This is a genomic window from Bacteroides mediterraneensis (genome assembly GCF_025993685.1).
In the GTDB taxonomy this organism is placed as follows: Bacteria; Bacteroidota; Bacteroidia; order Bacteroidales; family Bacteroidaceae; genus Phocaeicola; species Phocaeicola mediterraneensis_A.
Map to the genome: position 1 here is coordinate 3,014,515 of NZ_DAJPEN010000001.1, position 13,212 is coordinate 3,027,726.

Genomic DNA, 13,212 nt, shown 5'->3' on the forward strand with positions numbered 1-13,212 from the left:
ACGGTTATCGACCTCCCTTTCTGAGCTTTCGCAAGACATCCTGCATCTTGAACACCACCTCCGGATGTTCAATGGCTACATTCTGCTGTTCACAAGAATCATCCGATATCTTATAAAGCTGCGGAGATGTACTGTTACCCGACTCTATTTCCGGCACCCAAGGTATTCCCACAGGTCCGTCATTCGGTTCGATGTATTTCCAGTCCTTCGTCCGCACAGACAAAGTATGGTTATACGACTGCTCCACGACCCACTCTCTACCGTCTGCATCTTTTCCCAACAACACATTCAACTGATTCTCGCTGTCTGGCGCACTCCCTTTCGGAAGTACTGCACCCAGCAGTTCTCCCATGGATCTCATCAGGTCAATCTGTGAAACCAGCGCGGCAGAAGTTCCTGCTTTCTGCATTCCGGCAGGCCATGATACGATGAAAGGTATTCTGGTTCCCCCCTCAAACGCACTGTACTTATTGCCTCTCAAGCCCCCTGTAGGTGAATGTCCGTTTAAAAGCTCGGCAGCCTTGTCGTCATAGCCGTCGTCACAAACCGGACCGTTGTCGCTCGTCAGGATAATCAGGGTATTTTCCCGTAACTTCAATTCCTCCAGACAGGCAAGCAGCTGGCCCACGCTCCAGTCGAACTGTGCAATCGCATCTCCTCTCAAGCCCATCACATTCTTTCCTCTGAACCGTTCATGCGGGAAACGAGGTACATGTACGTCGTTCGTGGCAAAATACATGAAAAAAGGCTCTTTACTATGTTCACGGATAAAACCGATAGCATGCGCCGTAATGGAATCGGCTATGTTCTCGTCCTTCCACAAGGCTTTTCCTCCACCTTTCATATACCCGATACGACCTATTCCATTGACGATAGCCTGATTGTGTTCATGGGTAGGCTGCAAATTATACATCAGCTCCGGATGTTCTTTACCTAAAGGTTCACCCGGAAAATTCATTCTATAACTCACCTCAATCGGATGCTCTGGATCATAATTCGCCACTTTGCCATTCTCAATAAAGACACAAGGCACACGGTCGGCTGTAGCCGCCATGATATACGAATAATCAAATCCCAAGTCTCCTGGATGAGAAGGGAGAGGGGCATTCCAATCCTGCTTTCCGGTTTCACGTCCCAGCCCCAAATGCCACTTACCGATTACAGAGGTCGCATATCCCGCATTTTTAAACACGTCTGCCAAGGTATACTGTCCGGGGTCAATAATCATTCCGGCATTACCTGCCGCCACATCGGTTCCCGGCTTCCGCCAGGCATATTCTCCGGTCAGCAGAGAATACCGCGACGGCGTACTTGTGGATGCCACCGCATAAGCATTCGTAAACCGAATACCATGCTGAGCCAGGCTATTTACTGCCGGCGTATGTATGTTCTTGGCATGATAACACTCCAAGTCTCCATAACCGAGGTCATCCGCACAGATAATAATCACATTGGGACGAGAAAGCCCATCGCTGTCTGCCGCCAGCAGATAGGCCGGAACCAGCAAGGGCAGAAAAGAGCCCGCATACAAGAATTTTTCTTTCATATTTGTATAGAAACAATAAATGCAAAGCCGTCGGAGAATTTTCTGAGACGACTTTGCATCTGAAAATAACCAAAATTATTTCAAAAACATCAGGAAATCTTCCGGAAAGGCGGTTTCACCACCTGTGCTTTCAACTTCCTACCACGGTTGTCCAAATAGATTTCCGTACCCGGCTTCGCATAGTCTATTTTGACATACCCCATACCGATGCCGATTTTCCGCGTAGGCGACATGGTACCCGAAGTTACCTGCCCGATGGTTTCTCCCGCCTCGTTCAGCAAGGCATATCCGTGACGCGGGATTCCACGGTCAATCATTTCAAAGCCCACCAGCTTCCGGCTTACCCCTTCGGCTTTCTGCTTTTCCAGCGCCGCACGATTGGTAAAGTTCTTTCCTTCCACGAACTTGGTAATCCATCCCAACCCGGCTTCCAGCGGAGAAGTCTCGTCGGTAATGTCATTGCCATACAGACAGAAGCCCATCTCCAGACGCAACGTATCGCGGGCACCCAGTCCGACAGGCTTGATGCCGAACTCCTTCCCGGCCTCAAAAATGGCATCCCAGATTTTCAGTGCCACCTCCGGATAGAAATACAACTCAAAGCCTCCGGCTCCCGTATATCCCGTATTGGAAATAATGACATTCGGAACACCGGCAAATTCTCCCACCTTGAATGTGTAATAAGGAATCGATTTCAAATCCACCGGAGTCAGTTTCTGAAGCGTATCGCAGGCCTTCGGACCTTGCACAGCCAGCTGCCCCATGCGGTCGGATGCGTTTTCCAGCTCTGCCCCTACCCTGTTATGAGCCACACACCAGTTCCAGTCTTTCTCGATATTGGCCGCATTGACCACCAGCATGTATTTTTCGGGCTCGTATGCATACACCAGCAAATCGTCCACAATCCCTCCTGTCTCGTTCGGGAAGCACGTGTACTGCACCTTACCCGGCGTAAGTACCGCCGCGTTGTTGGAAGTCACCTCCTGAATGAAATCCAGCGCATGAGGACCTTTCACCCAGAATTCTCCCATGTGCGACACGTCGAAGACGCCCACCGCATGGCAGACCGTCAAATGTTCATCAATGATTCCGGAATATTCAATCGGCATGTTATAACCCGCAAATTCATGCATCTTGGCACCGAGTGCAATGTGTTTCTCGGTAAATGGAGTTGTTTTCATAAGGTATATTTTAAGGTTGATTGTATAAAGTTGCAGACCTGCTGAGACAAGTCCGCAACTTTCAGAATGATTTATCGATATCTTTTGGCGGTCAGCTCGGCAATCTTCACAACCACCATCATGGCCTTCTCGATAGACTGGACAGGCACGAACTCATAACGTCCGTGGAAATTCAGCCCTCCGGCAAAAATATTCGGGCAAGGAAGGCCTTTGAACGAAAGCTGTGCCCCGTCTGTTCCCCCACGAATGGCTTTTACCTTCGGAGTGACCCCTGCTTCCTGCATGGCTGCAAAAGCAATGTCGATGATGTGCATCAACGGTTCCACCTGCTGGCGCATGTTATAATACTGGTCTTTCAGCTCCACAGACACCGTACCTTCTCCGTACTTCTGGTTCAACTGGGCGGCATAGTCCAACAAGGCCTGCTTGCGCGCCTCAAACTTCTGACGGTCATGATCGCGTACAATGTAAGACAACACGGTCTTTTCCACTTCCCCTTCCATTCCCACCAGATGGAAGAATCCTTCGTATCCCTCCGTCGTGCCCGGAGTCTCATTGGCGGGAAGCAGAGAAGCATATTCAGTGGCCACCAGCAATGAATTGATCATCTTGTTCTTGGCGTATCCCGGATGCACGTTGCGTCCCTTCACCACCACCTTGGCAGCCGCCGCATTGAAATTCTCGAACTCCAGTTCGCCCACTTCGCCGCCGTCCATCGTATAGGCCCACTTCGCACCGAACTTCTCCACATCAAACTTATGGGCTCCCAGACCGATTTCCTCATCCGGATTGAAGCCGATGCGGATATCTCCGTGCTTGATTTCCGGATGTGCTTTCAAATAAGCCACGGCTCCTACGATTTCCGCTATCCCGGCCTTGTCGTCGGCTCCCAGCAAGGTATGTCCGTCGGTCACAATCAAATCTTCGCCCACATGATCCAGCAGTTCCGGGAAATTTTTCGGCGACAGGATGATGTGTTCTTCCGCACATAACGGAATATCTTTCCCATCGTATTTCTCCACAATGCGTGGTTTCACATTCTCCCCGCTCATGTCAGGACTGGTATCCATGTGGGAAATAAAACCGATAACCGGCACCTCATGATCTACGTTCGAAGGCAATGTAGCAAACAAATAGCCATTTTCATCGAGCGAAATGTCTTTCAGTCCCAGCTTCTCCAGTTCCTCTCTCAGATAACGGGCAAACACCATCTGTTTCGGCGTACTAGGCGTCACTCCGGTCGATTCATCCGACTGTGTATCAAAAGTCACATACTTTAAAAAGCGTTCAATTACTGTCATATCACTTTAACGGTTTACAAATATCTTACTCTTATTTCTGTAAAAGTAGGAAATACCCGGAGAATGACCAAAATACTTACCATTTTTTATTAGAACACAAGAATGATTTACCTTGACCGTACAGAAAACTTGTCACTCCAACAGAGTTTTAAGTTAAAAAGAAAAGGCAATCCAAAAACTCTTAAAACAAGACCAGACAGATTCAAGCGTTTTTTGTAATTTTGCCGCATGAAAAAATACCTACTCATCTGCCTCTATTTCCTGTTTGCCCTGACAGGCAACGCACAGGATTCTGCACAGGACAGTTTGTCACTCCAACGGCAAACCGCTAAAGAACTCAAGAAAAAGAAGAAAGCCGAACGCAACTTCCACTACAATATATTGGGAGGACCCAGCTATACACCAGACTTCGGAGTGCTGATAGGAGGAAGCGCCCTGATGACCTTCCGGATGGATTCGAAAGACACCACCATGCGCCGCTCGGTCATTCCGGCTTCTTTGGCTTTCATGTTCAACGGAGGACTCAACCTGGTGGTGAAGCCGCAGCTTTTCTTCAAGAACGACCGTTTCCGCATCTTTGGACAGTTCATGTTCAAAAACACCCAGGAAAATTTCTATGGAGTGGGATATGAAACAAACAAGAACTATGTGCGGAGCGATACCACCAGCCAATACCGTTACAGCGGTATCCAGATAAACCCGTGGTTTCTTTTCCGACTGGGAGAAAGTGATTTCTTCGCCGGTCCGCAGATTGACATCACCTACGACCATATCATGGACCCTGCCAAATACCTGGTGGAACAACCCGACTACAAACGGGCAGGAGGTACTGCCGACGGATACAAGAACTTCAGTTCGGGTATCGGTTTCCTGCTGACTTACGACACACGCGACGTACCGGCCAACCCTTACAAAGGACTGTATTTCGACCTGAGAGGACTGATGTACGAAAAATTCCTGGGAAGCAATTCCAGCTTCTACCGTGTGGAGCTGGACTACCGGCAATACAAACTTGTGGGAAAACGAAAAGTGCTGGCCTGGACGGTGCAAAGCAAACATTCCTTCGGGCACAACCTGCCCCTGAACAAGTACGTACTGAGCGGTACACCCTTCGACCTGCGAGGTTATTACATGGGACAATACCGTGACAAATCCTCACATGTGGCGCTGGCCGAATACCGACAGATGTTCAATACCGACCAAAGCAACTGGATCAAGAAAATCATCAACCGGCTGGGCTTCGTGGCGTGGGGTGGATGCGGCTTCATGGGACCTACTCCCGGAAAGATTGAAGGAGTGCTTCCCAATGCCGGACTCGGACTCCGTATCGAGGTGCAACCCCGCATGAACGTGCGCCTGGATTTGGGACGTGACTTCACCAACCAGCAGAATCTGTTTTATTTCAACATGACCGAGGCTTTCTAAAAAACGCCTCTGCAAATTCCCCCTTGTGTCACAGCATTTTCTCTGTCCCACACTGTGGGATACAAAAACCACACTGTGAAATACATATCCCGCAGTGTGGGACACATATTTCACAGTGTGGTACAGAAAATATGCTTATGCCTTTTCCGGAATGTGCAGGGAAGATGGTTGTTTATCTTCCCCACCACATCCGAAACATATTATCAGAAACAGCTGGAACCGTCGAAACAGTGTGTACAAACCTTGCACTTCGGCAGTCCGATAGCCTCAATCAGCGTCTCCAATGTATTGAATTTCAGTGAAGTCAATCCAAAACGGGAGCGAATACGCTCCACAAGTTCCTTATATTCCGGAGAATCCGTTGTCGCATATTTGTCCAATTTGGCGTTTTCGTCACCTTCAATCTCCTTGATGATGCGGCGGGTAATCAATTCCATGTCACTCTTGGAGGAAGTGAAGCCGATGAAAGGACATCCGTAAATCAGTGGCGGACATGCAATACGCATGTGTACTTCCTTTGCCCCGTAATCATAAAGAATGTTCACGTTGTCACGGAGCTGCGTACCGCGTACAATGGAGTCATCACAGAACAACAGACGTTTTCCCTGCAACATGGCACGGTTCGGAATCAATTTCATCTTGGCCACCAGCGAACGCATGCTTTGGTTGCTCGGCGTAAAGCTTCTGGGCCAGGTAGGAGTATATTTGGCAATAGCCCGGTGATAGGGAACCCCTTTTCCTTCGGCATAACCCAGCGCCATTCCGACGCCCGAATCAGGGATACCACACACGCAATCCACTTCGGAATCATCGTGCTGTCCCATCTTGTAACCACTCATGAAACGCACCTCTTCTACATTTTTCCCTTCATAGCAAGATACGGGAAACCCGTAATACACCCACAGGAACGAACAAATCTGCATTTTTTCGTTCGGTTTGCGCAGCTGTTCAAGTCCTTCGGCCCGCATACGTAAAATTTCGCCCGGACCTACATAACGGTCGATTTCAAAATCCAGGTTCGGCAGACTGCTCGACTCACTGGTTGCCGCGTATGCTCCTTCCTTCTTCCCGATGACAATCGGCGTACGTCCCCATTTGTCACGGGCCACAATGATGCCGTCTTCCGTCAGAATCAACATGGAACAAGATCCCTTGATTTTTTGGAACACATTCTCAATGCCTTCCACAAAATCTTTTCCCTGCACGATGAGCAATGCCACCAGTTCCGTTGGATTGGTCTTTCCCATACTCATTTCGGAGAAATGCATATTGCTGTCCAGCAGTTCCTGCACCAGTTCGTCCATGTTGTTGATTTTAGCCACCGTCACAATCGCAAAACGTCCCAGATGTGAATTGATCATGATAGGCTGAGGGTCTGTATCACTGATGACACCAATCCCCGATTTCCCCTTGAACTTAGGAAGTTCGTCCTCGAACTTCGTACGAAAATAAGAACTTTCCAGATTATGGATTGAACGTATGAAACCTTCGCCCTCCGCGTACGTTGCCATACCGGCGCGTTTCGTTCCCAAATGTGAATTGTAATCCGTACCGTAAAATAAATCGGTCACGCATTCAGCCTTAGAGACTGTTCCGAAAAAGCCACCCATTCTTTATTTGTTATTTAGTTGTTATGATTTTCGGATGCAAAAGTACGGAAAAAAAACGGAAGTCAGGATACAGCAAAATCCTTAAACATATTTTTTTACACTAGCTGTGAACATTTTCCCCCTTCTGTTTGTTTTCATAGAACATAACTCCTTTACTGAATCTCCCTGCTTCCAAAGGGAAAGAAGCCATATATCACCAATAAAAGGCTTACTAAACTAACATTATGTACAAAAAAGCCACCGCGCAACACCGGTGGCTTTTCTTTTTTTCCTCGCATACGGACATAAAAAAAGTCGGACAAACTTGTCCAACTTTTCCGAGCCTCTTGTCGGATTCGAACCAACGACCCCGAGATTACAAATCACGTGCTCTGGCCAACTGAGCTAAAGAGGCAATCAATATGTCTTTTTTTTCGAGCCTCTTGTCGGATTCGAACCAACGACCCCGAGATTACAAATCACGTGCTCTGGCCAACTGAGCTAAAGAGGCGGGTGGGTAAGCTTACCATATCGCGCCGCTACAACCAACTACCTTTGCTGCGATCAAGCCCTGGAGGATTCGAAGGGAGCTGGCCGTATGGGACTTACCCGTTTTCAATCTGTCTTCGAGCGACACCGTCAATGTGTTTCTCGATTGCGGGTGCAAAGGTAGGTATTTTTTCCGAATACACAATACCTACACGAAAAAAAATGCTCAAAAATGGAAAGATACATGATTTTTCAATCTTTTATATACCACAGCTCACCGAAAAAGACTACTTTTGTAACCACTAACAAACTTTTATATATGACAGCAGAAAGACCAATCACCCTACAGGAATATGCCATGCGGTTCGGAACTTACATGGGACTGTTCTGGATTTTCAAATTCATTTTTCTTCCCATCGGATTTTCCATACCGCTGCTTCAGCTACTGTTTATCCTGATGACGCTTTTTGTGCCTGTGCTGGGCTACATTTATGCCCGCCGCTACCGCAACCAGTACCGTGAAGGCAGCCTTTCCTTTACCCAAGCTTTCAGTTTCTGCTTTCTGATGTATCTCTTTGCCTCCATTCTGGCTGCACTGGCCCATTATGTGTACTTCCGTTTTATCGACCAAGGTTATTTATTAAATACATATCTCAGCCAACTGGACAATATAAAGGATTCCGTCAGTGGCGACATGAAGGTTTCTGTAGAACAACTCATCAGCAGCTTTGAAGTCATTTCATCGCTCACTCCTTTGCAACTGACTTTCCAGCTGCTCTCACAGAATTTCTTCTATGGAATCCTGTTGTCTATTCCGACAGCCCTGCTGGCCATGAAAAAAAAGAACTAATCGCTTAGAAATAAAAATATGGATATATCTGTAGTCGTACCTCTCTATAACGAAGAGGAATCCTTACCCGAATTGTATGCCTGGATTGAACGTGTCATGTACGCCCACCACTTTACCTACGAAGTCATTTTCGTGAACGACGGCAGCACGGACCACTCCTGGCAAGTCATCGAAGAACTCAGCCGGAAGTCAAAGGAAGTAAAAGGCATCAAGTTCCGCCGCAATTACGGAAAATCACCGGCCCTGTTCTGCGGATTCGAGAAAGCTGAAGGGGATGTAGTGATTACCATGGATGCAGACTTACAGGACAGTCCGGACGAGATTCCGGAGCTTTACCGCATGATTACAGAAGAAGGATACGACTTGGTTTCAGGCTGGAAACAGAAACGCTACGACCCGTTGTCGAAGACTATTCCGACCAAGCTGTTCAATGCAACGGCACGTGCCGTTTCGGGCATACACAACCTGCACGACTTCAACTGCGGACTGAAGGCCTACCGCCGGGATGTGGTGAAAAACATCGAGGTGTACGGCGAAATGCACCGGTATATCCCTTATCTGGCCAAAAATGCAGGTTTTACCCGTATCGGAGAAAAAGTGGTACACCATCAGGCCCGCAAATACGGAAAAACCAAATTTGGCTTGAATCGCTTTGTGAACGGCTATCTGGACCTGCTGTCGCTCTGGTTCCTTTCCACTTTTGGGGTAAAACCCATGCACATATTCGGCTTTTTGGGCTCCATCATGTTCATGCTGGGATTCATCGCGGTCATCGTAGTAGGAGCCAACAAACTGTATGACATGTATTGCGGAAATCCTTATCGGCTGGTAACAGAAAGTCCTTATTTCTATCTGGCACTGACTACCATGATTCTGGGCACCCAGCTTTTTCTGGCCGGATTCATCGGTGAACTGATAGCACGCAATTCACCGGAAAGAAACAAATATCAAATTGAGAAAGAGCTTTAACCATGAAGAAACTACCGATTGTATTCAGCCTGTTCCTGTTGGCGGTTATTTCCTTCTTCCCGGCCTGCGAAGTGGAAAACTGTCCGCCCAACGCCTTGGCGTATGCACAGTTTAATTTCGTGGACCAATACGGAAGATCGGTGGAATATACAGACACGCTGACTGTTATTGGACAATTACAAACAGCTGACACCCTCATATATGATACGCTGATCAATAAATCAACCAATACCAGCACGTTGAGCCTGCCTCTCAGTTATGGGGAGCAGACCCGTTTCATTTTTCAGTACAACAACCGGCAACGGGACATCATTACGGTCAACCACCGCAACATCCCCTATTTCATCAACCTGGACTGTGGTACCATGATGTTCTACGAGATTACCAGTGCGGAAGCTACCACCCGTATGCTAGATTCACTCGTCATCACCAATCCGAACATAGACAATTATGAAAAAGAGAATTTCAAGATATATTTCACGGTTACTACTACTAATGAGTAGCTTCCTTTTCTGCGGGTCTTTATGGGCACAACGGCCAGGAGCCCACAAGGCACAACCGATACAGATAAAAGAAGAAGCGAAAAAAGTAGAGCAGAAAGAAGATATTCCTCTTTATCAGGGAATGAGCATCGGTGTGGAAATAGCTGGAATCGGAAGTTACCTGCTGGGAAGCGATATTCTGAACAGTGAAGTTTCAGTACAAGCCAACTTGAAAAACCGTTTCCTTCCCGTAGTGGAAGTGGGATACGGAAAAGCGGATGCACTCAACGATGCCAACAACCTGCACTACAAGACTTCTGCTCCTTATTTCCGGGTGGGAATGGATTACAACGTGTTTTACAAGAAAACGCATCTGCCGGGCTATTTGTACGTGGGACTCCGTTACGGCATGACCTCGTTCAGCTACGATGTGAATGGTCCTGACATGACCGACCCGAATTACGGAAGTGAAATTTCCTATCCGTTTTCATATTCAGGATTGAAAAGCAATGCCAGCTGGCTGGAAGGAGTGCTCGGGCTCAAAGTAAAAATCTACAAAGGCTTCTGCATGGGCTGGAGTGTGAGATACAAAATGAGAATGAGCATAAAAAACCATGAAAACTCCGTTCCATGGTATGTGCCCGGATTCGGGAAAAATGCCAGCAGCAGTTTCAACCTGATGTATAATCTCATTTATAATTTACCCTTCTGATTTGCATGAATTTAATTGAAACTATTCTATTGTCTGTCAGTCTGGCCATCGACTGTTTTACCGTATCGGTTACCAGTGGAATCATTCTGCACCGTATCCGCTGGGGCACATTTTTAAGAATGGCTTTTTTCTTCGGACTTTTCCAGGCAATGATGCCTTTTCTGGGGTGGCTGGGCGCCAGCCGTTTCCAGCATCTGATTGAGGCATACGACCATTGGATTGCTTTTGCCCTGCTGGCCTTTTTAGGTATCCGGATGATACGGGCTCAGTTCAAGGAGGAAGAAACTGCCTCATTCAACCCTACCAGCCTGAAAGTGACACTGGCATTGGCAGTAGCTACCAGCATCGACGCACTGGCCATCGGTATCTCGTTTGCCTTCGCCGGACTCACAAAAATAGAAGACTTGGGAATGCCCCTGACCAGCATCGGCCTGGCTTCTTTCATCCTCTCGCTGGCCGGAAGCCTCATCGGAGTCTTCTTCGGCAAACGTTTCCACTTACGCGTGGAAATTTTCGGTGGCCTGGTGCTGATTGGCATCGGCGTTAAAATATTAGTGGAACATTTATTCTTACAATAACCCATGAACAAAAGCAAACTGAAATGGCAAGTACCGTTCCTCATCCTGCTCATTGTGGGAACCGTACTGATTCTGAGAAAGCAATCGCCTTATCAGACCGACCAAGGCCTGGTGTTCGGCACCGTTTATAAAATCACTTACCAGTCGTCGGAAAACCTGAAAGACGAGATTGAAAAAGAACTGCAGAAGGTGGACAATTCCTTGTCTCCGTTCAACAAGCAGTCGGTCATTACGCGTATCAACCAAAACACCGACCTGCATACCGACAGCCTGTTTGTCTACGTGTTCAATCTGGCCAAAGAGGTATCTCATGATACAGGAAAAGCATACGACGTAACAGTCGCTCCGTTGGTCAATGCCTGGGGCTTCGGATTCAAGCATTCCCAGTTTCCCGACTCGCTGACCATCGACAGTCTGCGCCAGTTTGTGGGTATCGACAAAATCCAGCTGAATGCAGACGGAGAAGTCGTCAAGTCCGACCCACGCATGATGCTCGACTTCAGCTCCATTGCCAAAGGATTCGGAGTGGACTGCGTAGCCCGTCTGTTCGACCGGAAAGGTATCAAGAACTACATGATTGACATCGGTGGAGAACTGGTCATGAAAGGACAGAATGCCAAGATGGAGACCTGGCGGATTGGAGTCAACAAACCGATTGACGATTCTTTATCTGTCAATCAGGAGTTACAGACCATACTCGAAATCACCGATGCCGGTATGGCCACATCGGGCAACTACCGCAATTTCTACTACAAGGACGGAAAGAAATATGCACATACCATCGACCCGCGGACAGGCTATCCCGTGCAGCACAACATCCTTTCTTCCACCGTCATTGCCAAGAACTGCGCTACGGCTGATGCCTACGCCACCGCCTTCATGGTACTGGGACTGGATTCTGCCAAAGCTGTCTGCGACTCCCATCCCGAGCTGGATGCCTATTTCATTTATACGGACAAGAACGGCAAATTACAGACTTATTCTACAGAAGGCATGAAGAAATACATGCGGAATTAAAAACTTGAAAGTAATCGACAAAAATGCCGGAACGCAACCTATCGCACGTTCCGGCATTTTTGTGGATAAAAAGATGAATCTCAAGCCCTACTTTCTTATCCCAGTACATTACCCAGATAAAGGAAGAACATCCCAATCAGTACCAGAATCAGGTCGACCACCTTACTCTTCAGGTTTTTCTCCCGGAAAATCATAGCCCCGAACAGGAAGGAAACAATCACGCTCCCCCGTCGTACCATGGATACGATGGAAATCATAGCTCCATCCATCCCCAAGGCGTAGAAATACACGAAATCAGCGGCCGACAAGAAGACCGAAATCAGAATGATGCACCAGTCCCAGTGAAACGGTGTACTGTGCTTCCGCTTGGGCCACCACAGGAACATCAATACTCCTCCCATCAGGAAAAGCTGATAGACATTGTACCATGCCTGCACCACCATGTTATTGAAGCGTCCCATCAGGTATTTGTCGTACAATCCGCTCACCGCTCCCAGCACAGCGGCCAGTACTACAAACCAAATCCACTTGTCGTGCTTGAAGTCAATGCCTTCCTTCTTTCCCGAACGGCTCAACATGAAGAACGAGATAATGGCCATCAGCACCCCAATCCACTGGTACACATTCAGGCGCTCGCCGAATATCAGCAAGGCACCCACCAGCGTCATGACTGGACGGGTCGCATTAATCGGCCCCACGATGGTCAACGGCAAATGCTTCATGCCAAAATAACCGAACGTCCACGAAGAAAGCACGATAAACGATTTCAGCAGAATGAACTTATGCACTTCCCAGCCTGCTGAAGGCACATAAAAAAGCGTATCCTTCAAAGTTTCCGGATGAAAGTGTGAAATCAAAATAAACGGCAGAAAAATCAGACTTGAAAAAAGCGTATTCAGTCCCAGCACCGGGAGCACTGCATTGTTTGCCAACGATTTTTTCTTGAAGACATCATAAAAGCCCAGCAACGCCGCTGAGCAAAAAGCCAGTAATAACCACATGTTCTTTACATTAATTCGAATTACAGCCTGCAAAATTAGACAATAAAGCCGTGACCCGCAAGTTTCAGCAGC

12 protein-coding genes and 2 tRNA genes are annotated in these 13,212 nt (G+C 47.7%); 7 read left to right on the top strand and 7 right to left on the bottom strand.

All coding sequences use genetic code 11. The annotated features are described in order from the left end of the window. Positions 1 to 4: 4 nt before the first annotated feature. From OIM59_RS12960 to pepT, 3 genes are all read right to left on the bottom strand, one after another. The gene (locus OIM59_RS12960) at positions 5 to 1,546 is read right to left on the bottom strand and encodes an arylsulfatase (RefSeq protein WP_299171476.1); all 1,542 of its coding nucleotides are present in this window, start codon (positions 1,544 to 1,546) and stop codon (positions 5 to 7) included. A gap of 89 nt (positions 1,547 to 1,635) precedes the next feature. Next, on the bottom strand, positions 1,636 to 2,727 hold the full coding sequence (gene gcvT / locus OIM59_RS12965; protein WP_299171473.1) for a glycine cleavage system aminomethyltransferase GcvT: 1,092 nt from the start codon (positions 2,725 to 2,727) through the stop codon (positions 1,636 to 1,638). Positions 2,728 to 2,798: 71 nt separating this feature from the next. Next, a complete protein-coding gene (gene pepT / locus OIM59_RS12970; protein ID WP_299171472.1) occupies positions 2,799 to 4,028 on the bottom strand; it encodes a peptidase T in 1,230 nt (409 codons plus the stop codon). 228 nt (positions 4,029 to 4,256) lie between these two features. Here pepT and OIM59_RS12975 point away from each other — a divergent pair, with 228 nt between their 5' ends. Further along, the gene (locus OIM59_RS12975; RefSeq protein WP_299171469.1) at positions 4,257 to 5,453 is read left to right on the top strand and encodes a BamA/TamA family outer membrane protein; all 1,197 of its coding nucleotides are present in this window, start codon (positions 4,257 to 4,259) and stop codon (positions 5,451 to 5,453) included. Positions 5,454 to 5,656: 203 nt separating this feature from the next. Here the strand turns inward: OIM59_RS12975 and OIM59_RS12980 are convergent, their stop codons facing one another. The 3 genes from OIM59_RS12980 to OIM59_RS12990 all read right to left on the bottom strand — a co-directional run bounded on the left by OIM59_RS12980 (position 5,657) and on the right by OIM59_RS12990 (position 7,553). Then, positions 5,657 to 7,063: an amidophosphoribosyltransferase gene (locus OIM59_RS12980; protein WP_299171466.1), complete on the bottom strand. Its 1,407-nt coding sequence runs from the start codon at positions 7,061 to 7,063 to the stop codon at positions 5,657 to 5,659. A gap of 320 nt (positions 7,064 to 7,383) precedes the next feature. Further along, a tRNA-Thr gene (locus tag OIM59_RS12985) sits at positions 7,384 to 7,457 on the bottom strand. Positions 7,458 to 7,479: 22 nt separating this feature from the next. After that, positions 7,480 to 7,553 (bottom strand) — tRNA-Thr (locus tag OIM59_RS12990). A gap of 297 nt (positions 7,554 to 7,850) precedes the next feature. On the opposite strand from OIM59_RS12990, the gene OIM59_RS12995 reads away from it, so the two are divergent. Genes OIM59_RS12995 through OIM59_RS13020 form a run of 6 tightly spaced genes read left to right on the top strand, consistent with a single transcriptional unit; the run spans position 7,851 to position 12,139 of the window. Next, a complete protein-coding gene (locus OIM59_RS12995) occupies positions 7,851 to 8,381 on the top strand; it encodes a DUF4199 domain-containing protein (RefSeq protein WP_299171463.1) in 531 nt (176 codons plus the stop codon). Between the two features lie 18 nt (positions 8,382 to 8,399). Beyond that, on the top strand, positions 8,400 to 9,350 hold the full coding sequence (locus tag OIM59_RS13000) for a glycosyltransferase family 2 protein (protein ID WP_299171460.1): 951 nt from the start codon (positions 8,400 to 8,402) through the stop codon (positions 9,348 to 9,350). Between the two features lie 2 nt (positions 9,351 to 9,352). Next, complete coding sequence (locus OIM59_RS13005; RefSeq protein ID WP_299171457.1) at positions 9,353 to 9,853, top strand: DUF6452 family protein; 501 nt, start codon at positions 9,353 to 9,355, stop codon at positions 9,851 to 9,853. Then, positions 9,801 to 10,544 (top strand): DUF6048 family protein, encoded by a 744-nt coding sequence (locus tag OIM59_RS13010; RefSeq protein ID WP_303897130.1) that lies wholly within the window; start codon positions 9,801 to 9,803, stop codon positions 10,542 to 10,544. The genes OIM59_RS13005 and OIM59_RS13010 overlap by 53 nt, the downstream gene beginning before the upstream one ends. Positions 10,545 to 10,549: 5 nt before the next feature. After that, positions 10,550 to 11,122, top strand: coding sequence for a manganese efflux pump MntP family protein (locus tag OIM59_RS13015; protein WP_299171451.1), 573 nt, complete (start codon positions 10,550 to 10,552; stop codon positions 11,120 to 11,122). Between the two features lie 3 nt (positions 11,123 to 11,125). Beyond that, positions 11,126 to 12,139 carry an FAD:protein FMN transferase gene (locus OIM59_RS13020; protein WP_299171448.1) on the top strand — a complete coding sequence of 338 codons (1,014 nt, stop codon included), beginning with the start codon at positions 11,126 to 11,128 and terminating at the stop codon, positions 12,137 to 12,139. Between the two features lie 95 nt (positions 12,140 to 12,234). Here OIM59_RS13020 and OIM59_RS13025 read toward each other — a convergent pair whose 3' ends face one another. Then, a complete protein-coding gene (locus tag OIM59_RS13025; RefSeq protein WP_148328580.1) occupies positions 12,235 to 13,140 on the bottom strand; it encodes a DMT family transporter in 906 nt (301 codons plus the stop codon). Positions 13,141 to 13,212: the final 72 nt, after the last annotated feature.